Source organism: Pseudomonas sp. QTF5 (assembly GCF_000512695.2).
Classification (GTDB): Bacteria; Pseudomonadota; Gammaproteobacteria; order Pseudomonadales; family Pseudomonadaceae; genus Aquipseudomonas.
Genome location: NZ_AZRW02000011.1, coordinates 38,883 through 61,209, shown reverse-complemented (window position 1 = coordinate 61,209; position 22,327 = coordinate 38,883). Strand labels below are relative to the sequence as shown.

Annotated in this window: 19 protein-coding genes and 1 riboswitch; of the genes, 9 read left to right on the top strand and 10 right to left on the bottom strand. The window is 58.6% G+C overall.

Features of this window, described 5'->3' with window-relative positions:
• Positions 1-11 precede the first annotated feature (11 nt).
• Positions 12-389, bottom strand: a complete 378-nt coding sequence (locus IC37_RS11440) for a DUF6124 family protein (protein WP_030130180.1) — start codon at positions 387-389, stop codon at positions 12-14.
• A 540-nt stretch (positions 390-929) separates the two neighbouring features.
• Here IC37_RS11440 and IC37_RS11435 point away from each other — a divergent pair.
• The 3 genes from IC37_RS11435 to IC37_RS11420 all read left to right on the top strand — a co-directional run bounded on the left by IC37_RS11435 (position 930) and on the right by IC37_RS11420 (position 2,878).
• Positions 930-1,559 carry a nucleotidyltransferase domain-containing protein gene (locus IC37_RS11435; RefSeq protein ID WP_030130181.1) on the top strand — a complete coding sequence of 210 codons (630 nt, stop codon included), beginning with the start codon at positions 930-932 and terminating at the stop codon, positions 1,557-1,559.
• The gene (locus IC37_RS11430) at positions 1,522-1,947 is read left to right on the top strand and encodes a hypothetical protein (RefSeq protein ID WP_030130182.1); all 426 of its coding nucleotides are present in this window, start codon (positions 1,522-1,524) and stop codon (positions 1,945-1,947) included. Before IC37_RS11435 ends, IC37_RS11430 begins: the two co-directional genes overlap by 38 nt.
• A gap of 313 nt (positions 1,948-2,260) precedes the next feature.
• Positions 2,261-2,878 (top strand): hemolysin III family protein, encoded by a 618-nt coding sequence (locus IC37_RS11420; RefSeq protein WP_030130183.1) that lies wholly within the window; start codon positions 2,261-2,263, stop codon positions 2,876-2,878.
• Between the two features lie 59 nt (positions 2,879-2,937).
• On the opposite strand, the gene IC37_RS11415 is transcribed toward IC37_RS11420, so the two are convergent.
• Positions 2,938-3,900, bottom strand: coding sequence for a LysR family transcriptional regulator (locus IC37_RS11415; RefSeq protein ID WP_030130184.1), 963 nt, complete (start codon positions 3,898-3,900; stop codon positions 2,938-2,940).
• Between the two features lie 107 nt (positions 3,901-4,007).
• Between IC37_RS11415 and IC37_RS11410 the strand changes: the two genes are divergently transcribed.
• From IC37_RS11410 to IC37_RS11400, 3 genes are read left to right on the top strand one after another with little or no spacing between them, the layout of a single operon-like run.
• Positions 4,008-5,249 (top strand): D-amino acid dehydrogenase, encoded by a 1,242-nt coding sequence (locus IC37_RS11410; protein ID WP_030130185.1) that lies wholly within the window; start codon positions 4,008-4,010, stop codon positions 5,247-5,249.
• An 18-nt stretch (positions 5,250-5,267) separates the two neighbouring features.
• On the top strand, positions 5,268-5,618 hold the full coding sequence (locus IC37_RS11405; protein WP_030130186.1) for a RidA family protein: 351 nt from the start codon (positions 5,268-5,270) through the stop codon (positions 5,616-5,618).
• A 29-nt stretch (positions 5,619-5,647) separates the two neighbouring features.
• The gene (locus tag IC37_RS11400; protein ID WP_007898005.1) at positions 5,648-6,550 is read left to right on the top strand and encodes a transporter substrate-binding domain-containing protein; all 903 of its coding nucleotides are present in this window, start codon (positions 5,648-5,650) and stop codon (positions 6,548-6,550) included.
• Positions 6,551-6,689: 139 nt separating this feature from the next.
• On the opposite strand, the gene IC37_RS11395 is transcribed toward IC37_RS11400, so the two are convergent.
• Both IC37_RS11395 and IC37_RS11390 read right to left on the bottom strand, forming a co-directional pair.
• Positions 6,690-7,409 carry a 16S rRNA (uracil(1498)-N(3))-methyltransferase gene (locus tag IC37_RS11395; protein ID WP_030130187.1) on the bottom strand — a complete coding sequence of 240 codons (720 nt, stop codon included), beginning with the start codon at positions 7,407-7,409 and terminating at the stop codon, positions 6,690-6,692.
• 305 nt (positions 7,410-7,714) lie between these two features.
• Positions 7,715-9,121: an adenosylmethionine--8-amino-7-oxononanoate transaminase gene (locus IC37_RS11390; protein WP_030130188.1), complete on the bottom strand. Its 1,407-nt coding sequence runs from the start codon at positions 9,119-9,121 to the stop codon at positions 7,715-7,717.
• A gap of 222 nt (positions 9,122-9,343) precedes the next feature.
• On the opposite strand from IC37_RS11390, the gene IC37_RS11385 reads away from it, so the two are divergent.
• Positions 9,344-11,107 carry a flavin monoamine oxidase family protein gene (locus IC37_RS11385; protein WP_030130189.1) on the top strand — a complete coding sequence of 588 codons (1,764 nt, stop codon included), beginning with the start codon at positions 9,344-9,346 and terminating at the stop codon, positions 11,105-11,107.
• A gap of 92 nt (positions 11,108-11,199) precedes the next feature.
• On the opposite strand, the gene IC37_RS11380 is transcribed toward IC37_RS11385, so the two are convergent.
• On the bottom strand, positions 11,200-12,180 hold the full coding sequence (locus IC37_RS11380) for a YncE family protein (protein ID WP_256580709.1): 981 nt from the start codon (positions 12,178-12,180) through the stop codon (positions 11,200-11,202).
• Between the two features lie 230 nt (positions 12,181-12,410).
• Here IC37_RS11380 and IC37_RS11375 point away from each other — a divergent pair, with 230 nt between their 5' ends.
• Both IC37_RS11375 and IC37_RS11370 read left to right on the top strand, forming a co-directional pair.
• Positions 12,411-12,962, top strand: a complete 552-nt coding sequence (locus IC37_RS11375) for a cytochrome b (RefSeq protein ID WP_030130191.1) — start codon at positions 12,411-12,413, stop codon at positions 12,960-12,962.
• A gap of 32 nt (positions 12,963-12,994) precedes the next feature.
• Complete coding sequence (locus IC37_RS11370; protein ID WP_030130192.1) at positions 12,995-13,588, top strand: YceI family protein; 594 nt, start codon at positions 12,995-12,997, stop codon at positions 13,586-13,588.
• Between the two features lie 252 nt (positions 13,589-13,840).
• On the opposite strand, the gene IC37_RS11365 is transcribed toward IC37_RS11370, so the two are convergent.
• The 5 genes from IC37_RS11365 to ltrA form a co-directional block, all read right to left on the bottom strand.
• The gene (locus IC37_RS11365) at positions 13,841-15,706 is read right to left on the bottom strand and encodes a DEAD/DEAH box helicase (protein WP_030130193.1); all 1,866 of its coding nucleotides are present in this window, start codon (positions 15,704-15,706) and stop codon (positions 13,841-13,843) included.
• A 222-nt stretch (positions 15,707-15,928) separates the two neighbouring features.
• On the bottom strand, positions 15,929-16,744 hold the full coding sequence (locus tag IC37_RS11360) for an ABC transporter substrate-binding protein (RefSeq protein WP_030130194.1): 816 nt from the start codon (positions 16,742-16,744) through the stop codon (positions 15,929-15,931).
• Between the two features lie 194 nt (positions 16,745-16,938).
• Positions 16,939-17,784: a methylenetetrahydrofolate reductase [NAD(P)H] gene (gene metF / locus IC37_RS11355; RefSeq protein ID WP_030130195.1), complete on the bottom strand. Its 846-nt coding sequence runs from the start codon at positions 17,782-17,784 to the stop codon at positions 16,939-16,941.
• Positions 17,785-17,946: 162 nt separating this feature from the next.
• Positions 17,947-19,356 carry an adenosylhomocysteinase gene (ahcY, locus tag IC37_RS11350; protein ID WP_030130196.1) on the bottom strand — a complete coding sequence of 470 codons (1,410 nt, stop codon included), beginning with the start codon at positions 19,354-19,356 and terminating at the stop codon, positions 17,947-17,949.
• A 23-nt stretch (positions 19,357-19,379) separates the two neighbouring features.
• Positions 19,380-19,478: riboswitch (S-adenosyl-L-homocysteine riboswitch) on the bottom strand.
• A gap of 133 nt (positions 19,479-19,611) precedes the next feature.
• Positions 19,612-21,297 (bottom strand): group II intron reverse transcriptase/maturase, encoded by a 1,686-nt coding sequence (ltrA, locus tag IC37_RS11345; RefSeq protein WP_030130197.1) that lies wholly within the window; start codon positions 21,295-21,297, stop codon positions 19,612-19,614.
• Positions 21,298-22,327: the final 1,030 nt, after the last annotated feature.

Here is a 22,327-nt window from a genome sequence, read left to right as displayed (position 1 = left end):
AGGTTTCTGCGCTAAACCCCGGCCTGAGCCTTCATCTGCAACGACTCATGATGATCCAGCACTCGCTCCACCAACAACTGCACGCCATCTGCCAAACGGCTGAGCGCCAAGGCTACAGAGCGACGTGAGCCTTCCACATCGTCCGCCAGATCGGCAGCAATGGCGCTGATGGACAGCAGGTCTTCGGAGGCATTGGCCAGAAGGGCTTCGGTGTCGATATCGGGGGAGACGGTGAAGAGCTGGGACTTACGGCGTTTGGCCGGTTTTTCGTGGGGTGGCGGGAAGTAATGAGAGAAGGCGCGGTCGGCGGCTTCCTTGAGTTTCTCGGCTTCGAGGGAGGCTTGGGAATCGACGCCGGTTTCCGGGGGATTGGGAGTAGCTTTGAACATAGTGATTCTCCGCTTATGGTTTGGAGCTGGCCCTTTCGGTTTCCGAACGAAGGGGTGGCAGCTGTACGCAGGCTGGAAACCCGGGAAACGGCAACCCGGTTGACCCGAAGGTCTCCCGCGCACAGCCGCCATAACGGAGTGCACACTTTAAAGGTGCGCAAGCATACGTCATGAGTGGCGCTTTCACGCCGTTTGCTCGTCGGGGTTTCCAATCCCGGTCGCTGAGTTTGCAGCGACCCCCAAACGATAAAGATCAACGCAAAACCGCACCAGTCGGCGGGTTCCGGCATTGCTGTAGGCAGCGACGCCAGACTGCGTAGCCTCTCACCGTTCAAGCGGACAAACTTTTAAACACAAAACCTCAGGCTGTCGGACCTCCCTGTGGCGAGGGAGCTTGCTCCCGCTGGGTTGCGAAGCAGCCCCAAAACCCGCAACCGGGGTATATCAGGTACACCGAGAACAATGGTTTACGCTGCGTCAGGTTGAAGATTCCCAAAAAGGGACCTATCGTTCCTTTTTTGGGACTTATCGGTCGTTGCCGTGAAAAACCTGTCACTAAGCGAAGCCTTGTTCACCACCACCCAGCAAAAAGTGCTCGGCTTGCTGTTCGGTAAACCCGACCGAAGTTTCTACGCCAACGAAATCGCCCGATGGGCTCAAGTGGGTAAAGGCAGCCTCATGCGCGAACTGGATCGGTTGCAGCGGGCAGGCGTGCTGACCATGACCCGTCAGGGCAACCAGACCCACTATCAAGCCAATCCCGACTGCCCGATCTATGCGGAACTGCTGGGCATCGCTCGCAAAGCCTTTGGTATTGCCGAACCTCTGCGTCAGGCGCTCCAACCCTTTGCCGAACAGATCACTTGGGCATTTGTATACGGCTCTATCGCCAAGGATCAGGCAAACGCATCCAGTGACATTGATCTCATGCTGATCGGCGAGGGCCTGCACTACAGTGAAGTGATGGAGCGGCTTATACCGATGGAGGAGCAATTGGGCCGCGTCCTCAACCCGACGCTCTACACCCCCGACGACTGGGCCGCCAAACTGGTGGCTGAAAATAGTTTTGTCGTGCGGGTGGTGCAGCAGGACAAGATCAATCTGATGGGGGGAAACCCTTTGGAGTCCAAGGATGGGCAGCAACGAGAACCTGGAAAACCTGTTACGTAGCGGTGGACTGAAAGCTGAGCCGCCGGATCGCAAGGAATGCGAAGGGCTGATGCGTTCGGCTGTGGATCGATTGAAAGACGCGCAAACGTCTTCGCTTTCCTTCGCGAGTCGTTTCGACCTGGCCTACAGCGCTGCCCATGCCCTTGCACTGACGGCTCTTCGCTTGTGCGGCTACCGTTCAGACAAGCGATATCTGGTGTTTCAGTGCCTGGTTCATACCGCTGATATTGGCAAAGTACAGGTTCGGCTATTCGCCCTGTGTCATGAGCGACGAAACCTGGCGGAGTACGAAGGCTATATGGATGAAGATCCGGCGTTGTTGGCGCAGCTATTGGAAAGCACTGAGCAGCTGCAGATTCGCGTGCAGCAGCAGATGACCGGACTGTAATGCTCTGTCATTGAAAACTGCGGGATTGTTCTGACCCCTTCGCGAGCAAGCCCGCTCCCACAGGGGTATGCATTCCAATGTGGGAGCGGGCTTGCTCGCGAAGGCGTCGGCACGGGCAACGAATCCCTCCCGCCAACCATTACCCTGACCGTAACAATCCAACACTCTGCTTGATTGATGCCCCCCACCCAACACTCTAAGGTGACTCCCACGACAGCTCCTACAGGGGGCATTGTGTTCTGAAACATTGCGCTTTTAGCCTCAAGGCCTGAGCCTTGCGCGATGCGGTAATGAATTTTGAGGTGAGCAACACATGTATCACGGAGAAAGATTGAATGCCTGGACGCATCTGGTCGGGGCAGTGGCGGCGTTTGTCGGGGGTGTGTGGCTGCTGGTGATCGCCAGCATGGACGGCAGTCCGTGGAAGATCGTCAGCGTGGCGATTTACGCGTTCACCTTGTTGGTGCTCTACAGCGCATCGACCGTGTATCACAGCGTGCGCGGGCGCAAGAAAGCGATCATGCAGAAGGTCGATCACTTTTCGATCTACCTGCTGATTGCCGGCAGTTACACGCCGTTCTGCCTGGTGACCCTGCGCGGGCCGTGGGGCTGGACGCTGTTCGGGATTGTCTGGGGGCTGGCGCTGATCGGGATCCTGCAAGAGATCAAGCCCCGCTCGGAAGCGCGGATTCTGTCGATCGTGATCTACGCGGTGATGGGCTGGATCGTGCTGGTGGCGGTCAAGCCGTTACTGGCGGCGCTGGGCAGCACCGGGTTTGCCTGGCTGGCGTCTGGCGGCGTGCTGTACACCGTGGGCATTGTCTTTTTTGCGCTAGACAGTCGTTTGCGCCATGCCCACGGGATTTGGCATCTGTTCGTGATTGCCGGGAGCGTGCTGCACTTTGTGGCGATTCTGTTTTATGTCTTGTAGATCGCATTGCAGCTATCTGCAAAACCTGTGGGAGCGAGCCTGCTCGCGAATGCGTCAGGTCAGTCGACATCATCGCTGACTGATCCACCGCTTTCCCGAGCAGGCTCGCTCCCACAGGGACACAGGTGATCCAATTGCGCCTGCGCCCGTCGGCTGAACACCTGAAACAAGTCGCTCAAGGTGTGTGGCGGCGGTTCGTCGGCGCGGGTGACTGCGTACAGGGTGATCGGTAGCGCCGGCGCCAGGGGGCGAATCGCCGTGGTGGCGGGGGACGCGCCGAGTGCGGTGAACGGGTCGATCACTGCCAACCCGGCCCCGGATTCAACCATCGCCCGCGCCAGCGAATAGGTCTGCACCGCGATGCGTACCTTCGGTGGCGGATCGACCGCCTCAAGGTAGCTATCCAGTCTGGCGGCCAGCGGGTCGGCGCTGGACAGGCCGATCAGCGGCGCACCGGCCAGTTCGATCAACGGCAGCGGTTTACCGTGAGTGTCGTCGGCCCAAAAGCCCTTCGGCGCCAGCGCCACCAGCATCCCACAGGCCAGGGCCTGCGCCTTCAGGCCCGGATGATCGGGCAGTTGCAACGTCAGGGCGACATCCACTTCGCGCATCAACAGGTTCTGCATCAGCTCGCGGCTGTGGGCGCTGGACAGTTCGCAGGCGATTTCCGGATAGCGTTGCGTCCATTCGTTGATCGCCGGCGGCAGCAGCGACAAGGCCAGCGCCGGGATCGCGCCAATCCGTACACTGTGGCCCGGCTCGCGGCGCAGGCTCTGGGCCAGACGTCGCACGCCTTGCAAGCTTTCGCTGACCTTGTCGACCTCACGCTCAAGCTCCAGGGCTTCGGGCGTCGGCTGCAATTTACCGCGCACCCGCAGGAATAACGCAAAGCCCAATTGCTGTTCGGCGTGTTGCAGCACTTTGCTCACCGCCGGCTGCGACACGTGCAGCAACTGGGCGGCGCCACTGACCGAACCAGTCTGGCGAATGGCCTGAAAAATCTCGATGTGTCGCAGTCGCATGGCAAGTCCATAACCTTTGTTTATGGGTCAGCCATCTTTATGCATTGTTCAACGGTTGTCACCTGGCCCTAACCTGAAGCACGTTCCAACAACGCTTAAGGACAGACATGGCTCAGCGGATTTGTATCATCGGTGGCGGCGTCATCGGACTGACGACGGCTTACGCACTGGTTCGCGACGGCATCGATGTGACACTGATCGAGGCCCGGGATTCGTTTGCCAGCGAGACCAGTTTCGCCAATGGCGGCCAGTTGTCCTACCGCTATGTCGCGCCACTGGCCGATGCCGGCGTACCGTTGCAGGCGCTGGGCTGGATGTTGCGCGGTGATTCGCCCTTGAAGCTGCGTCCGCGTCTGGACCCGGCCCAGTGGCGCTGGATGGCGTCCTTTCTGGCGGCTTGCCGTCGTTCGGTGAATCAGCGTAATGGCGCACATCTGCTGCGCTTGGCGTTGCTGAGCCAGGCCACGCTGCAAGGCTGGCGCGACGAAGACCGCCTCGACGGTTTCGACTGGCGGCGCAACGGCAAACTGGTGACGTTTCGTGAAGCCGCAAGCTTCGAGCATGCGCGCCAAGGGCTGGCTGATCCGCAACAGCAACAGGTGTTGTCCGGGGCCGAGTGCGCACAGCTGGAACCGGCACTCGCCGAGGCGCCGTTCGTAGGCGCGATCTACACGCCCGATGAAGAAGTCGCCGATTGCCATGCGTTCTGCCAGCAACTGGTGGCCCGGCTCAAGGCGTCGGGGCGTTGCGAGTTTTTGCCGGGCCGCACGGTCACCGGCATTCGCCACGGGGACGGCGCGGTGCAGGCCATCGAAATGGGCGCGCAGGTGCTGCCGGTCGAGCAACTGGTGATAGCGGCCGGTCATCGCAGCCCGGCGCTGGCGTTGCCGGGCATGAACCTGCCGCTGTACCCGCTCAAGGGCTACAGCCTGACCCTGCCGATCCACGCCGAACATCGCGCGCCGGAGCTGAGCATCACCGATTACAACCGCAAGATGGTTTACGCCCGCATCGGTGCACAACTGCGGGTGGCGGCAATGGTCGACATTGTCGGTTTCGACCCGGCGCTCGATCCCAAGCGTCTGGCGCTGATCAAGCGCCAGGCGCAGGAAACCTTGCCCAATGCCGGCGATTACGACGCTGCCATTGAATGGGCCGGCATGCGCCCGGCCACTCCCAGCGGCGTGCCATTAATTGGCGCCACGGCGTACCGCAACCTCTGGCTCAACCTCGGCCATGGCGCCTTGGGCTTTACGTTGGCCTGCGGTAGCGCTCGGTTGCTGAGTGAGTTGATCGCCCGGCGCGCACCCTCGATCGAAATGCAGGGCCTCGCACCCCGCGTCGCCTGACTGGAAAAGGAAGAACCGATGAGCATCAAGCGTTTCAACAGCAACAATCGACTCTCTGGCGCAGTGACCTTCGGCGAACTGGTGTTTCTATCGGGACAGGTGCCGGGTGACAGCCACGACGCTGCTGGCCAAACCGCAGAGGTCCTGGCGAAAATCGATGGGTTGCTGGCCGAGGCTGGCAGCGACAAGGATCACTTGCTCAGCGCGACCATTTACCTGAGCGACATTGGCCGCGATTTCGCCGCCATGAACGAGGTCTGGTCACAATGGCTGTCGCCGGACAAGGCGCCGACCCGCACCACATTGCAGGCGCAACTGGCCCGTCCAGAGGTTCTGGTGGAAATCACCGTGATCGCCGCCCGCCGCTAATCGCCCCTTACCCACAACGGAGAATAACAATGCAAAAAATCACGTTGATCGGCTGCACTCTTGGCCTGCTGCTCGCCAGTCAGGTCCAGGCCAACGAAGCGCCGCTGACTGGCACGCTGAACAAGGTCGCCAATGCCAAGAGCATCACGCTGGGTTATCGCGACGCGTCGGTGCCGTTCTCTTACGTGGGTGATCACACGGGGCAGCCGATGGGCTATTCGGTGGACCTGGCGAGCAAGATTGTCGAGCGCATCAAGCAAAAACTCGAGCTGCCGGATCTGCAGGTGAAGTACAACCTGGTGACCTCGCAAACACGCATTCCGCTGGTGCAAAACGGCACGGTCGACCTTGAATGCGGCTCCACCGGCGTGACTGCCGAGCGTATGCAGCAAGTGGCGTTTTCCTATGGATTCATCTACGTGAAGGGGCAATTGCTCACGGCGAAGGACAGCGGCATCAAAAGCTTCGCCGACCTGCGCGGCAAGAACGTCGTGACCACCGCCGGCACCACCAATGAGCGGTTTCTGAAGAGCTACAACGTCGATCACAAGATCGATATGTTCGTGATCAGCGCCAAGGACCACGGCGAAGCATTCCAGATGCTGCAGTCAGGGCGGGCGGCGGCGTTCTATATGGACGATGCGCTGCTTTACGGCGAACGGGCCAAGGCTCGTGATCCGCATAAGTGGGTGGTGGTGGGCGAGGAGCAATCGCGGGAAATCTACAGCTGCATGGTGCGCAAGGGCGATCCGCAATTTCTCGAATTGGTGAATTCGACGCTCGCCGATTTGTACAGCTCAGGGGAAATCAACGGCATCTACAACCGCTGGTTCCAGCAGCCGATTCCGCCTAAAGGTTTGAACCTTGAGTTTCCGATGACCAGCGAGCTCAAGGCGATCATCGCGAAGCCGGTGAGTGATCCGGTGCAGTAGTTTTTTTGTTTTTTATGTCTTGTAGACCGCGTCGTCGGCCTTCGCGAGCAAGCCCGCTCCCACATTAGATCTGCGGTCAACACAATATCTGTGAACACCCGAGATCAAATGTGGGAGCGGGCTTGCTCGCGAAGAGGCCCTAGAAGTCGCCCCACAATTGCTGGGCCACCGCCAGCGCCACCACCGGCGCGGTTTCGGTGCGCAGCACGCGAGGGCCGAGACGGGCAGCGTGAAAGCCGCCAGCCTTGGCCTGCTCGACTTCAGCGTCGGACAACCCGCCTTCCGGCCCGATCAAAAACGCCAGCGTCGCCGGTTTCGCATGGCTCACCAGCGGCTCGGCCACTGGATGCAGTACCAGCTTCAATTCGGCCTGCGTCTGCTTCAGCCAGTCGGCCAACAGCAGCGGCGGATGAATCACCGGCACCGATGAGCGCCCGCACTGCTCGCAGGCGCTGATCGCCACCTGACGCCAGTGCATCAGGCGTTTGTCGGCGCGTTCGTCCTTGAGACGGACTTCGCAGCGGTCGGTGAAGATCGGGGTGATTTCGCTGACGCCCAGTTCGGTGGCTTTCTGAATCGCCCAGTCCATCCGCTCGCCACGGGACAGGCCCTGGCCGAGATGGACCGCAAGCGACGACTCGACCTGCCCGGCGAAGCTTTCATCAATGTTCACCACGACGCGCTTCTTGCCGACTTCCGCCAGTGTGCCGCGAAACTCATGGCCCGAGCCGTCGAACAATTGCACCGCATCACCCTCGGCCATGCGCAGCACGCGGCTGATGTAATGGGCCTGGGCCTCGGGAAGCTCGTGTTCGCCGATGCTCAAGGGGGCGTCGATAAAGAAGCGGGAGAGTCTCATGCTGGGTCTCTGTAAAAAGTCGAATGTAGCAGGGTGCGCAATCAGCTTTTGTGGCGAGGGAGTCCGCCCAGCCTGCGATGAGGCTGCGCTGTCGCGCAGAGAACATGCCGATAAATCGGCAAATAAATTTATCTTTAAAATCAATGAGATAAATTTTGTTCTATAAGAGCTTGCTCCCGCTGGGTTGCGAAGCAGCCCCAAACCCGGTGACCGCGTTTTGTCAGTTAAAACGCGCAAACCGGATTACGACTGCTTCGCAGCCGAGCGGGAGCAAGCTCCCTCGCCACAGGGTTACTCAGTGGCTGTTAGCCCGGATCACGGTAGCCCGGGTGAAAGTCCTTCGGCACCGCCACGCTGATGCTGTCACGGGTGGCGATGTCGATGCCTTCGCTGGCCACTTCGGCCAGAAAATCGATCTGCTCCGGGGTAATCACGTACGGCGGCAGGAAATACACCACGCTGCCCAACGGCCGTAATAAAGCACCCCGCTCCAGCGCATGCTGGAACACTTTCAAACCGCGACGTTCCTGCCACGGATAAGCAGTCTTGCTGGCTTTGTCCTTGACCATCTCGATGGCCAGGACCATGCCGGTCTGGCGCACTTCGGCAACGTTGGGGTGATCGGCCAGGTGCGCCGTGGAGGAGGCCATGCGTTGAGCCAGGGCCTTGTTGTTCTCGATGACGTTGTCTTCTTCGAAAATATCCAGCGTTGCCAATGCCGCCGCGCACGCCAGCGGATTGCCGGTGTAGCTGTGGGAATGCAGGAAGGCGCGCAGGGTCGGGTAGTCGTCGTAGAAGGCGCTGTAGACCTCATCGGTAGTCAGGCAGGCCGCCAACGGCAGGTAACCGCCGGTCAGGGCCTTGGACAGGCAGAGGAAGTCCGGGCGGATACCGGCCTGTTCGCAGGCGAACATCGTTCCGGTGCGGCCGAAGCCGACGGCGATTTCATCGTGGATCAGGTGAACGCCATAACGATCACAGGCGTCGCGCAGCAACTTCAGATACACCGGGTGATACATGCGCATCCCGCCGGCGCCCTGAATCAGCGGCTCCAGAATCACGGCGGCCACGCTGTCGTGGTTGTCGGCCAGCGTCTGCTCCATGGCGGTGAACATAGTGCGCGAGTGTTCCTCCCAGCTCATGCCCTCGGGGCGCAGGTAGCAATCGGGGCTCGGCACCTTGATGGTGTCCATCAGCAGGGCTTTGTAGGTTTCGGTGAACAGCGGCACGTCGCCCACCGCCATCGCCGCCATGGTTTCGCCGTGGTAGCCGTTGGTGAGGGTGACGAAGCGCTTCTTGTTCGGCTGGCCGCGGTTGAGCCAGTAGTGAAAACTCATTTTCAGCGCGACTTCGATGCACGACGAGCCGTTATCGGCGTAGAAACACCGGGTCAGGCCTTCGGGCGTCATCTTCACCAGACGCTCCGACAGTTCGATCACTGGCTGATGGCTGAAACCGGCGAGGATCACGTGTTCCAGTTGATCGACCTGATCCTTGATGCGCTGGTTGATCCGCGGGTTGGCGTGACCGAACACATTGACCCACCAGGAGCTGACAGCGTCGAGGTAACGTTTGCCTTCGAAGTCTTCCAGCCAGACGCCTTCGCCGCGTTTGATCGGGATCAGCGGCAGCTGTTCGTGGTCTTTCATCTGGGTGCAGGGATGCCATAACACCGCGAGATCGCGTTGCATCCACTGATTATTCAGGCCCATGTTCAGTCTCCTCGAGGCGGCTCGCTTGGTGCGCGGGCAAACAATCGCGCAAGCCTATGCAATGCGCGTCATCGGGACAACCCATTGTGTCGATTGAGCTACTTTGTAGAGGGCGATAGACGTCGCTGGCGGCGTTTTGATGGCTGACGTATTCTTCGCGGTTCTTTGAGTCGTCTGACTCGTAAAACCGCTATTTCCTCGTGTATTTCCGGAGTTCGCTGAATGTCTGCTGGTTGGCTGCGCGCCTGTGCGCTGGTGATGTTGGGGCTGTTCAGCGTTTCGGCGCTGGCCAAGGATAAAACGGTGATCGTAGTCGGCGGCGGGCTCTCGGGCCTCACCGCGGCGTACGAACTGCAGAACAAAGGCTGGCAGGTCACGCTGCTGGAAGCCAAGCCGACTTTGGGCGGTCGCTCCGGCATGGCCACCAGTGAGTGGATCGGCAACGACAAGACCCAACCGGTGCTGAACAAATACGTTTCGACGTTCAAGCTGACCACCACGCCAGCCCCTGAATTCGTGCGGACTCCTAGCTACTTGATCGACGGTGAATATTTCACCGCCGCCGATCTGGCGACTAAACAGCCGGCCACCAGCGACGCGCTGAAACGCTACGAAAAGACCCTGGATGATCTGGCGCGTTCGATCGAGGATCCGCAAAACCCGGCCGCCAACAGCACGCTGTTTGCCCTGGACCAGATCAACGTGTCCAACTGGCTCGATCGCTTGAGTCTGCCAGCCACTGCGCGTCAGTTGGTGAATCAGCAGATTCGTACCCGTTATGACGAACCTTCGCGCCTGTCGCTGCTGTATTTCGCACAACAGAGCCGTGTCTACCGTGGCGTTGCCGACCGTGATCTGCGCGCCTCGCGTCTGCCTGGCGGCAGCCCGGTGCTGGCCCAGGCCTTCGTCAAACAACTGAAAACCATCAAGACCAGCTCCCCGGTTTCGGCCATTACTCAGGACAAGGACGGCGTGACCGTCAAAGTCGGCAGCGTTGGCTATCAGGCAGACTACATCGTGCTGGCCGTGCCGTTGCGTGCACTGAACAAGATCCAGATGACCCCGGCGCTGGATGCTCAGCACATGGGCGCCATCAAGGGCACCAACTACGGCTGGCGCGACCAGATCATGCTGAAGTTCAAGACGCCAGTGTGGGAAAGCAAGGCGCGCATGTCCGGCGAGATCTACAGCAACACTGGCCTGGGCATGTTATGGGTCGAGCCGGCCCTGAAGGGCGGCGCCAACGTGGTGATCAACCTGTCCGGCGACAACGCGCGCGTGATGCAGGCCTTCGGCGACAAGCAGATGGTCGATCAGGTACTGATTCGTCTGCACGCCTTTTATCCACAGGCACGCGGTTCGTTCACCGGTTATGAAATCCGTCGCTACAGCACCGACCCGTCGATGGGTGGCGCTTACCTGGCCTTCGGCCCGGGCCAGATCAGCAAGTACTGGCGCCTGTGGGAACGTCCGCTGCAACGTGTAGCCTTTGCCGGCGAACACACCGACACCTTGTATCCAGGCACTCTGGAAGGCGCCTTGCGCACCGGTCAGCGTGCGGCCAGTCAGGTAGAAGACTTGGCGGCGGGCAAATCGTTTGAGCCGGCGAAGGTTGTTCCGGCGGCGACCGCAGCAGCGGCAGGTGCAGTGGCGGCGAAGAAAGGCAACTTCTTCAGCAACCTGTTCGGTGGTTCTGACGACAAACCGGCACCGGCCAAGGCGCCAGCACCCGTGGCACCGGTGGCTCCCGTGACGGCCCCAGTAGCTGCGCCGGCCCCAGCGCCAGTACCGGTTGAGCCACCGAAGCCAGCGGTGCCGGTGAAAGCCGAGCCGGTCAAGAAAGCTCCCGTGAAAAAGACGGCTGCTAAAACCGAGACCAAAAAAGCGCCGGTCAAAGCGACGGCGAAAAAGACTGAACCCGTGAAGAAACCAGTGGCCAGTACCGCTGCGAAGATCCCGGCAACGACTGAAACCAAGACGCAGTAAGCAGGAACGGGCTTGCCCGCGAAGACGGCGGTACAGTCAACATTGATGTTGCCTGACACACCGGTTTCGCGGGCGCGCCTACCGGGCGCGGCTTATGCCTGAGGTAGATCGACGATATGGACTTCGTCGTTTTGATAGTCGCTGATATAGGCGCGGTGTCGATCAAGCACCATGTCATACGGTTCGCAAGCACCAGGGATGGGAACCCTGCGAATAATCTCGTACGTGGCGGTATTCACTTCCACGATCTCCTTGTTGGTTTGATCAACGGCATAAGCGTTTTTCTCGCCGAACACTATTTTCCCTTCGCAAGTCACAAAGTCGAAATGCCTGGTGATTGATGACCGGGTGTCCAGCACGGTAAGTTTTCGAGCGTCCTGACCCACGACATACACTTCTCTGCCGTCGGGGCTGACGGTAACCGCAGACGGATATTGTGCGGTTTTGATGATGTCGATGACTTTGAACGTCTTGCTGTCGATGACCGTGAGCGCGTCCTGATACGGGGCGCCAGGGGGGTTAGTGCTGGAAATATACAGACGCGAATCGTCCTGGCTGATATCCACACTGATGGACGGCGAGGGTAATCCTTGCACTCTGCTCACCGCGTAAGTGCGGGCGTCAATAATTGCCAACCACTCTTTATCCTGTCGAACCGTGACGTAAACCTGTTTCCCGTCGCGGCTCACGACGACTCCCCAAGGGTGTCTCCCCACCGTGACGTTACCCATTTCGTATGTTTCGGTATCAATCACTGAAACCGAGCCCGAACCGTAGTTGGTTACGTAAGCTCTTTTTCCGTCAGGGCTAAGGGTGATGTTTTGGGGGTAACGCTCGACGGCAATGGTGCGGATTACCTTTTTGCTCCGGGTATCGATGACAGAGACATTGCCTGAAATGTAATTGCAAACAAAAACGCGAGCCCCATCACTGCTGATGGCTATCCCTCGCGGTCCTTCTCCTACGGGTATCGAATTGGATTGATTGCTCATTATCACGGGGGGAAACTCGAATTGTGACTCATGTAGAACTCCTTTTCGGCCGCTCGCGCAAATATTCCAGTTCAGATTCATCAATGACCCGTAATGGCACTACTGCCAGATATGACAGTTCTGACGAGTGGTAAGGCGCTGGCATTGAAAATGGGAACGATGGCTGAAGGTTTTTCACCCGGTTAACACTCTCTTAACATCTCGACCCCAAGGTCTTGATCGTATTTCTCGATATTTCAGAGCGAAATTTTCCGCTTTAAATCGATAGATAACTCGATAGTCTTGGTCGCAGTTCTTACAGGATTTGGGCAATGCAGTTACGTAACTCTTCTTCCCGCTACGGTTGGGTCAGCATCTTCATGCACTGGGGTGTGGCGCTCGCCGTCTTCGGCCTGTTCGCATTGGGGCTGTGGATGGTCGGTCTCGACTACTACAGCACCTGGCGCAAAGATGCGCCGGATTTGCACAAGAGCATTGGTCTGGTGTTGTTCGCGGCCATGTTGCTGCGGGTGTTGTGGCGCTTTATCAGCCCACCGCCGCCGCCCCTGCAAAGTTATAGCCGCATGACGCGCCTTGGCGCTGTGTTCGGCCATGCCTTCCTCTATCTCGGGCTGTTCGCTTTGATGATTGCCGGTTACCTGATTTCCACCGCAGACGGTGTCGGGATCCCGGTGTTTGGCCTGTTTGAAGTTCCTGCACTGGTTTCCGGACTACCGGACCAGGCAGACACCGCTGGTGTGATCCATTTGTACCTGGCTTGGGTACTGGTAATTTTTTCCGGCCTCCATGCGTTGGCAGCATTGAAACACCACTTTATCGATCGTGATGCGACCCTGACGCGAATACTGGGACGCAAAGCCTGATATTCAACCTCGACTCCCAAGGAATAGAAAGCATGTTGAAAAAGACACTCGCCGCTCTGGCAATCGGTTCTGCTCTGCTGTCCGCTAACGTGATGGCGGCCGACTACGTGGTTGACAAGGAAGGCCAGCACGCCTTCGCTGACTTCAAGATCAGTCACCTGGGTTACAGCTACATCACCGGTACCTTCAAGGATATCGACGGCAAGTTCAACTTCGACGCTGCCAAGCCTGAAGACAGCAAGATCGAGTTCAATGTGCGCACCGCCAGCGTGTTCACCAACCACGCCGAACGCGATAAGCACATCGCCAGTGGTGACTTCCTGAACGTGGGCAAATTCGCCGACGCCAAGTTCGTTTCCACCAGCGTCAAATCCACCGGCAAAAACGCCGCTGGTAAAGACACTGCCGACGTAACCGGTAACCTGACCCTGCTGGGTGTGACCAAACCAATCGTGGTCAAGGCCACCTTCCTGGGTGAAGGCAAGGATCCATGGGGCGGCTACCGTGCCGGCTTCGAAGGCACCACCAGCATCAAACGTTCCGATTTCGGCAAACAGAAAGATTTGGGGCCAGCGTCCGACGCGGTCGAGCTGTACGTTACATTTGAAGGTGTGAAAGCGAAGTGAATTTCGCTGCTTGAACAAAAAACGCCCCTGATCTCGCGATCTGGGGCGTTTTTTATTGGCGGGCAAAATCTGCACTGGCACCGCAAATCCAATGTGGGAGCGGGCTTGCTCGCGAATGCGGTCGAGCATTCAGCATTGATGTCGACTGAACCACCGCTTTCGCGAGCAAGCCCGCTCCCACAGGGTTCTTCGCCAGCATAAAAAATGCCCCGGATCTCGCGATCCGGGGCATTTTTCATGGCTTTGAAAAACTCAGCGATTGCGTGTCAGCAACGCTGGTTTTTCGCCGCGCGGACGGCCTGGCAGTTGATCCAGCTGCTCAGGTGTCGGGAAGCGATCGCTTTTCGACTCCTTGTGAATGATCTTCGGTGCCGGGCCGCGCGGGTTCTGCACGGCCGGTTCCGAACGAGGCTGTTCGTCACGGGCCGGGCGGCGGTTGCGGGACTCTTCGCGACGGGCCTGGCCATCACGTGGAGCACCGCTGCGTGGGCCGCTACGCTTGGCCGGTGGCGTACCGGTGGTTGCGCCGCTGCTGCTGCGCGGACCGTTCTGGCGACCTTGTGGCTGACCGGTGCGCGGAGCACTTGCGCCTGCGCCTTGTGCCGGAGCGCCCGGACGGCGACCACGGCCCTGAGCAGGTTTGGCTTGAGGCACGTAGTCGACGCGGTTACCGAAGTTATCGACATCGTCGTCCAGGAACTCGTCCGGAGCACGGTCAGCGGCGGCGCGAGGTGCCGGACGCTGTTGCTCACGAGCCGGGGTACCTTCACGAGGCTTGTGTTCACGGGCCGGACGATCGCCACGGCCAGTGGCAGCAGGTTTTTCCTTGCCGCCCTTGTCCTTGCCTTTGTCTTTACGACCGCCACCACCACCGCCGCCGTTCGGACCGTCGCCGCGCGGGCCACGTGGGTTGCGCGGGTTACGCACATCCGGACGCTCGCGAACTTCAGGTTTCTCGGCTTCCACAGCGCTGGAGTCGAAGCCCATCAGGTTGCCGTCGGCAATCTTCTGCTTGGTCATGCGCTCGATGCTTTTCAGCAGTTTTTCTTCGTCCGGCGCGACCAGCGAGATCGCCTCGCCCGAACGACCGGCACGGCCAGTACGGCCGATACGGTGCACGTAATCTTCGTCGACGTTCGGCAGTTCGAAGTTGACCACGTGAGGCAACTGGTCGATGTCCAGGCCGCGAGCGGCGATGTCGGTGGCGACCAGAATGCGTACTTCACCGGCCTTGAAGTCGGCCAGGGCTTTGGTTCGGGCGTTCTGGCTCTTGTTGCCGTGGATCGCGACGGCGGTGAGGCCGTGTTTGTCCAGGTACTCGGCCAGACGGTTGGCGCCGTGTTTGGTGCGGGTGAACACCAGCACCTGTTCCCAGGCGCCGGCGGTGATCAGGTGCGCGAGCAACGAACGCTTGTGGCTGGCGGCCAGGCGGAATACACGCTGTTCGATCCGCTCGACCGTGGTGTTCGGCGGCGTGACCTCGATGCGTTCCGGGTTGTGCAGCAGCTTGCCGGCAAGGTCGGTGATGTCTTTGGAGAACGTCGCCGAGAACAGCAGGTTTTGCCGTTTGGCTGGCAGGCGGGCCAGAACCTTCTTCACGTCATGGACAAAGCCCATGTCGAGCATGCGGTCGGCTTCGTCCAGCACGAGGATTTCCACGTGGGACAGGTCGACGCTGCCTTGGCCGGCGAGGTCGAGCAGACGACCTGGGCAGGCTACCAGCACGTCGACACCGCGGGACATGGCCTGAACCTGTGGGTTCATGCCGACGCCGCCGAAGATGCAGGCGCTGACGAACTTCAGGTCACGGGCATAGACCTTGAAGCTTTCGTGCACCTGGGCCGCGAGTTCGCGGGTTGGGGTCAGCACCAGTACGCGCGGTTGGCGCGGGCCGTGACGCTGGGATTTGTCCGGGTGACCGTTGGGGAACAACCGCTCCAGAATCGGAAGGGCGAAGCCGCCGGTTTTACCAGTACCTGTCTGTGCCGCAACCATCAGGTCGCGACCTTGCAACACGGCGGGAATGGCCCGCTGTTGCACCGGAGTAGGCTCGGTATAGCCCGCTGCCTCGATGGCGCGGACTAAAGCCTCGGAGAGACCGAGGGAAGCAAAGGACATGAGTAATCCTGTTTTAGTTAGGGCTTGGCCCAATGGGAGTCTTGCCTGGCGCGAATCGCGTTTAAGAGGACGCAATCCCGTCCGGTCCTGCTGGGCCTCGAAGGCTCGTCTGGAGCGCTCGCGCGGGCTGAAAAGCTGCGCTGTAGCGGGGTCGAGATGCCTTGAACGAGTCCGAGCGTCCGGGCGTGAGCCTGGCGGGAAGGCCGGAGTATAACAGAGCAATCACTGCGCGCCGCTTTCCTGCTGCTCAACGGTTTTTCCGCCGGTTGCGGTGGCGCTGGCGGCCCGTGCTTCGGTAATCGGGCCGGCGCCATAGCGGGCGCTCAGTTCGGCATAGGCCGGCTCGCGCTTGAAGCGTTTGAGCTCGGCACCGAAACGCTGCACCAACAAATCCATCCCGGCATTGCGGCGTACCGCCAGAAACTGGCTCTGCTGACTGATGATGATCGGGTTCTCGGTGATCTTGTCGCGGATGTTCAGTTGATCGAGCAAGTACTGGCCGACCCGGCGATCAGTGATCAGCAGGTCGATGCGGCCGCGCACCAGTTTGCCGAAGTTGGCTTCATGGGTGGGCGCCGGCTCTTGGGTGAACAGCGTCGATTCGCTGAAGTCCTTGCTGTACAGGTAGCCCGGCGAGGTGCCAATGGTCAGACCTTTCAGATCGTCCAGCATGCGAAACGGATACGGTCGCTCCTTGGAGTAGAACATCACGAATTCGACTTGCGAGAGCGGCTCGCTGGGGTAGAGCAGGGTCGCGTCGCGTTCATCGCTGTGGAAAATATCCAGCACGCCATCCGCCTGGCCTTGCTCAAGCATCGACAGGCAGCGTTTCCATGGCAGGAACTGCCATTCCACGTCGATTCCCAGGCGTTTGAAGACGATGGCCGTGGCTTCGTAGTCGAGTCCCAGAGGCTTACCGTTTTCCTCATACACATAAGGTGCCCAGGGTTCGGTGACAATACGCAACTTCTCGCCCCGAGCGGTGAGGCTCAGGCAAGTGAATAGAAACACGGTCAGTAACTGGACGATCAAGGGCATGGCTTGAGATTACGACGAGAAATCATAAAGAGCCAGAAACCGGATCCAGAAGCTCTGGTTCAGGATATGACTGCACAATAAAGGGGCGCCGGAAAGCAAAAAATCGCAGCCTTCGGCATTTCCTACAGGGGGATACGTACCTTTGTAGGAAATGCCGAAGGCTGCGATCTTTTGGGATCTTGCTTTAACGACTTTTAACGCGGCAACTTCAGGTTATTCCACACCGCCAGACTCGGCTCAGCCTGGTTCAGCGTGTAGAAATGCAGCCCTGGAGCACCACCCTGCAGCAGGCGTTCGCACATCTCGGTGATGACTTGCTCACCAAAGCCTTGGATGCTCTGGGTGTCGTCGCCGTAGGCTTCCAGTTGCTTGCGGATCCAGCGCGGGATTTCCGCACCGCAAGCGTCGGAAAAGCGCGCGAGCTTGCTGTAGTTGGTGATCGGCATGATCCCCGGCACGATCGGGATGTTCACGCCTTTCGCTCGTATACGCTCGACGAAGTAGAAATAGCTGTCGGCGTTGAAGAAGTACTGGGTGATCGCACTGCTGGCACCGGCGTTGGCCTTGCGCACGAAGTTGTTGAGATCGTCTTCAAAATTGCGCGCTTGCGGATGCATTTCCGGGTAAGCGGCTACTTCGATGTGGAAATGATCGCCGGTTTCTTCACGAATGAATTCAACCAGGTCATTGGCATGACGCATCTCGCCGCTGGCCATGCCCATGCCCGAGGGCAGGTCACCGCGAAGCGCAACGATACGTTTGATGCCGGCTGCCTTGTACTGGCTCAGCAGGCCACGAATATCGTCCTTGCTATCGCCCACGCAAGACAAATGCGGTGCGGCAGGGACTTTGACTTCGCTTTCAAGCTGCAACACGGTATTTAGGGTGCGATCACGGGTCGAACCGCCAGCGCCGTAGGTGCAGGAGAAAAAGTCGGGATTGTAGGTCGCCAGATGACGGGCAGTGGCGATCAGTTTTTCATGCCCAGCATCGGTCTTCGTAGGGAAGAACTCGAAGCTGTAGCGACGGTCTTGGGACATGGTCATATCCTTGGAAACACGTAAGCCTGAAAGACGTGCACATCCCAATGTGGGAGCGGGCTTGCTCGCGAAAGCGGTGGGTCAGACGACATTAATGTTGAATGATAAACTGCCTTCGCGAGCAAGCCCGCTCCCACAAGGGAGAGCGGACAGCAGGACCGATCAGTAGCGGTAAGCGTGCGGCTTGAACGGGCCTTCGACGGTCACGCCGATGTAGTCAGCCTGTTGCTTGGTCAGTTGAGTGACCACGCCACCGAAACCGCGGACCATTTCAAGGGCCACTTCTTCGTCGAGTTTCTTCGGCAGTACTTCAACGGTCAGGCGCTCGGCTTTCTGGGCTGGCGACAGGTCGGCGTACTTCTGGCCGAACAGGAAGATTTGAGCCAGCACCTGGTTGGCGAACGAGCCGTCCATGATGCGGCTTGGGTGGCCAGTGGCGTTACCCAGGTTAACCAGACGGCCTTCGGCCAGCAGGATCAGGTAGTCGTCGTTCTGAGCGTCGAAGCTGCCTGCACCTGTGCGGTGAACCTTGTGAACCTGTGGCTTCACTTCTTCCCATGCCCAGTTCTTGCGCATGAAAGCGGTGTCGATTTCGTTGTCGAAGTGACCGATGTTGCAGACCACAGCGCGCTTCTTCAGGGCTTTGAGCATGTTTGCGTCGCAAACATTGACGTTGCCGGTGGTGGTCACGATCAGGTCGATCTTGCCCAGCAGTGCTTTGTCGATGCTCGCTTCGGTACCGTTGTTGATACCGTCGATGAACGGCGAAACCAATTCGAAACCGTCCATGCAAGCTTGCATGGCGCAGATCGGGTCGACTTCGGAGACTTTAACGATCATGCCTTCCTGACGCAGGGACTGGGCCGAGCCCTTGCCCACGTCACCGTAACCGATGACCAGCGCTTGCTTGCCGGACAGCAGGTGGTCGGTGCCGCGCTTGATCGCGTCGTTCAGGCTGTGACGGCAACCGTACTTGTTGTCGTTCTTGCTCTTGGTCACCGAGTCGTTGACGTTGATGGCCGGGATTTTCAGCTCGCCCTTGGCCAGCATGTCCAGCAGGCGGTGAACGCCGGTGGTGGTTTCTTCGGTGACGCCGTGGACGCGGTCCAGGATCGCCGGATATTTCTTGTGCAGCAGCTCGGTCAGGTCGCCGCCGTCGTCGAGGATCATGTTGGCATCCCAAGGCGCGCCATCTTTGAGGATGGTTTGCTCCAGGCACCACTCGTACTCTTCTTCAGTTTCACCTTTCCAGGCGAAAACCGGGATGCCGGCAGCGGCGATAGCGGCAGCGGCCTGGTCTTGAGTCGAGAAAATGTTGCAGGACGACCAACGCACTTCGGCACCCAGGGCAACCAGGGTTTCGATCAGCACGGCAGTCTGAATGGTCATGTGGATGCAGCCGAGAATCTTCGCGCCTTTGAGCGGTTGCTCGGCGGAGTATTTGCGGCGCAGCCCCATCAGGGCTGGCATTTCGGATTCGGCGATGATGGTTTCGCGACGGCCCCAGGCAGCCAGGGACATGTCGGCGACTTTGTAATCGTTAAAATCTACAGGCGTGATAACAGCGCTCATGAAGAGCCTCCATTCGTAATGTATGCGAATGGGCGCCGTTGTGCGTTTAGTGTCTGGCCGTGGCCAGGCAACGCCCCATCCGAGCCTGACAGGTCGAACCTGCTGCAGCGCCCCTCGGACAGGTGGCGGGAAAACGGTAGCAACCGAAGATGACCGTTTTGAGTTGGGTAGCCCCATTCCATTTCTGGAATGGGGCCCCCCAAGAACCGTACGTGCGCCTTTCAGCGCATACGGCTCAAGTCTTGCAAAACCTCATTAAGAGGCCGGTTTATTCACTGTCAAACCCAGTGCATGGAGCTGCTGGTGACAAACTGGGTGCAATAGTACCCGATTGCCCAAAGAGTCGTCACCACCCCGAATGCGATAGATGATGTGATGGTCATGCCATCCTGTCTCTTTGGTGATCGGCTGCCCACATAGCGCACACTTTCCGCTCTGGTTTTGGTACAGGCTGAGAATCTGTTTCCGGTACTTCAGCTTTTTCAGCATCCGTTCCATACGCAGCTTTTCACCCACCCCTTCCATCGTAGGATCGAAGGGGTTGTATCCGCCACTGACCTTCTTGTGTCGCTCAATAGGAGTCTCCGCTAACGAGTACAGCTTAAGGGTTACGAACTCTCCCTTTGCGTTTATCACTGTCCCGGAGAACACCCAACTTTTCTGCTCCTGTTTGGGGAAGTATTTTTCCTTTATCCAGGGCGCATTCTTGTTGGGGTGTCGCCGTTTTGCCCAGCGCCAGAGCGCGTAGTTAATCAAGTGGTCCATGCGGCTGTACGTCTGCTTGGCAACCACTGGCTGGTGATAAACCGCCCAGCCTCGCAGTATTGGGTTAAGCAATCGAATCAGATCCTCTTGCCTAGCCGTTTTGTTGGTGCTGATGACTTCCTTTACCTTGCGATAGAACGCTTGCGCGTTTTTCTTGCTCGGTTTGATCAGGAGCTTCCCTTTGTATTTGCGGAAATTCCAGCCAAGGAAATCGAAACCTTCATCTATGTGGACGACATGGGTTTTCTCAGGCGACAACTGCAATCCCCGCACCGCGAGGAATTGCTCAACCCAAGGCTTTATCTCGTTTTCAAGCATCTCTTTCGAGCTACCGGTAATCACAAAATCGTCCGCATATCGCACCACGTTGATTTTCAGCTTCTTGGCCTTTGTCACGCCCAGATGTTGCTTGAGCTGTGATTCCAGTCCGTCCAGCACCATGTTTGCCAAGGTGGGCGAGATAATCCCGCCCTGTGGCGTACCGGCATCCGTCGCCTGTAACTGACGCTTATGAATCACGCCAGCCTTCAGCCATTTCCGGAGGATCTCTTTGTCCGTTGGAACATTGGCGATCAGCCAGTCATGGTTGATATGGTCAAAGCAACCTTTGATGTCCGCTTCCAATACCCATTGGGCCGAAACCTTCTGGGATAAGCATACGAACAACTGACCCATCGCATCCGCCGTTGAACGCTCGATCCGAAAGCCATAGCTGTTCGGATCGCCGGTGGTTTCCGCAATGGGCGCCAAGGCCAGCAGATATAACGCCTGCATAGCCCTGTCAGTCATGGTCGGGATGCCCAGTGGACGCTCCATCCCATTTGACTTCGGAATGAAGACACGCCGTAGAGGCCGTGGCTTGTATCCGTGGCGCTTCAACCCGTTAGCCGCTTTCCACTTGGCATCGGGTGTATCCCAAAGCACGCGGTCGACTCCCGCCGTGCGCTTGCCCTGGTTTTCAGTGACTCGCCGTGTAGCCAAGTATCTGGCCGAACGAGAGCGAGTCAGCATCCGTTGCAAGGATTTAACCCTGCGCCAATTGCCTTCCCGACAAGCCTTCGCAATCCGTAGCTGCATCGCCCGGACATTCCGCTGGACACGACACCAGTCGATGTCGTGCCATTGCTGCGGAGCGCCGGAAGGCGCAGACACGGCCGTATGGCTATGTACTTTCATGCTGCCTTCCTCTCAACGCGCCTGAGCGGAAGACGTACGCATCCCCTGACGGGAATGGACGCTCCCGTCAGGGCTGGATTATTGAAAAACCCGAACCACAGGTTTCTAAGATTATTGAGACAGGTTCAATCAGAGTTCATGCGACGAAAGACCACGCAGAAGTCTGCCCGGTTTCCCGTGGGGTTATGTTTCAACCCCTATCCGGACCATTACAGCCCGGCGTTCGCTTTCTCTACGATCCCATACCCGCACAGCCAACAGCTCACCTTGCGGCTCGCCTGCCCGAAGGCAGCCATACGGGCTTACCACGTTCCCTGCCTGTCACACGATTGGTTTAGGGTCTGCCTTTTCACCGGTGGTCTAAATGGCGACGTATCACTTTCCGCTACAGAGATATCCGACCACGCACCTTTTGGTTCGAGCCTGACAGCAGTTTTGGCTCGTCAATCGTTACGGTGTTTATCAGCAGTTCACATGAGTTACCCATGCCAACCAGCCTAGCGCCTCAACCCGGTACTGCTCCGAGCATCTACGTCTAGCCTCACGGCGAAGACGTACCATTAAGGGGCACATTGTCGGAAGAGCTTCACACCCCACCGTTACCAGTGACGCATGTCTTCGTAGGCTATCGTTGGTCGCACAACGAGTCCGCTACCACCTTGAGAGCAAGGTAGTTGGACGATGACAGACAGAGCTTTCGCTCGAGTCTTCAGATGAGGGAAGCAAGTACTGAACGAATCAGCATGCTTTGAGATGTGTTTCCTCCTGTTTCAGAAGCAGGAGAAAACCCCTGCGGGGATTCTCTCCCGCATGGGTAGGGTTCTAAAAAGAACCGATGATTTATGGGCGCTCCAGAACCAGTGAAACCCGTTCTGTGATCGAACCTCCGAGCGCTAGTCGACCTTGGGGTGCCCCGCCGCAGCGGCAAGTCCTTGAAGGCATTGGACTTCTGGGATGGTTTTGTTTCTCGGGATTGGATACCCAAGCTGTCGGTTTCCTTTCGAAAACCCTTCAAGATGACCATACACCT

Excerpts from the sequence above, each read along its gene's own strand:
- IC37_RS11440 (WP_030130180.1), bottom strand. The coding sequence starts at position 389 with ATGTTCAAAGCTACTCCCAATCCCCCGGAAACCGGCGTCGATTCCCAA.
- IC37_RS11430 (WP_030130182.1), top strand. The coding sequence starts at position 1,522 with ATGGGCAGCAACGAGAACCTGGAAAACCTGTTACGTAGCGGTGGACTG.
- IC37_RS11420 (WP_030130183.1), top strand. The coding sequence starts at position 2,261 with ATGTATCACGGAGAAAGATTGAATGCCTGGACGCATCTGGTCGGGGCA.
- IC37_RS11415 (WP_030130184.1), bottom strand. The coding sequence starts at position 3,900 with ATGCGACTGCGACACATCGAGATTTTTCAGGCCATTCGCCAGACTGGT.
- IC37_RS11410 (WP_030130185.1), top strand. The coding sequence starts at position 4,008 with ATGGCTCAGCGGATTTGTATCATCGGTGGCGGCGTCATCGGACTGACG.
- IC37_RS11405 (WP_030130186.1), top strand. The coding sequence starts at position 5,268 with ATGAGCATCAAGCGTTTCAACAGCAACAATCGACTCTCTGGCGCAGTG.
- IC37_RS11400 (WP_007898005.1), top strand. The coding sequence starts at position 5,648 with ATGCAAAAAATCACGTTGATCGGCTGCACTCTTGGCCTGCTGCTCGCC.
- IC37_RS11395 (WP_030130187.1), bottom strand. The coding sequence starts at position 7,409 with ATGAGACTCTCCCGCTTCTTTATCGACGCCCCCTTGAGCATCGGCGAA.
- IC37_RS11390 (WP_030130188.1), bottom strand. The coding sequence starts at position 9,121 with ATGGGCCTGAATAATCAGTGGATGCAACGCGATCTCGCGGTGTTATGG.
- IC37_RS11385 (WP_030130189.1), top strand. The coding sequence starts at position 9,344 with ATGTCTGCTGGTTGGCTGCGCGCCTGTGCGCTGGTGATGTTGGGGCTG.
- IC37_RS11380 (WP_256580709.1), bottom strand. The coding sequence starts at position 12,180 with ATGAATCTGAACTGGAATATTTGCGCGAGCGGCCGAAAAGGAGTTCTA.
- IC37_RS11375 (WP_030130191.1), top strand. The coding sequence starts at position 12,411 with ATGCAGTTACGTAACTCTTCTTCCCGCTACGGTTGGGTCAGCATCTTC.
- IC37_RS11370 (WP_030130192.1), top strand. The coding sequence starts at position 12,995 with ATGTTGAAAAAGACACTCGCCGCTCTGGCAATCGGTTCTGCTCTGCTG.
- IC37_RS11365 (WP_030130193.1), bottom strand. The coding sequence starts at position 15,706 with ATGTCCTTTGCTTCCCTCGGTCTCTCCGAGGCTTTAGTCCGCGCCATC.
- IC37_RS11360 (WP_030130194.1), bottom strand. The coding sequence starts at position 16,744 with ATGCCCTTGATCGTCCAGTTACTGACCGTGTTTCTATTCACTTGCCTG.
- metF (WP_030130195.1), bottom strand. The coding sequence starts at position 17,784 with ATGTCCCAAGACCGTCGCTACAGCTTCGAGTTCTTCCCTACGAAGACC.
- ahcY (WP_030130196.1), bottom strand. The coding sequence starts at position 19,356 with ATGAGCGCTGTTATCACGCCTGTAGATTTTAACGATTACAAAGTCGCC.
- ltrA (WP_030130197.1), bottom strand. The coding sequence starts at position 21,297 with ATGAAAGTACATAGCCATACGGCCGTGTCTGCGCCTTCCGGCGCTCCG.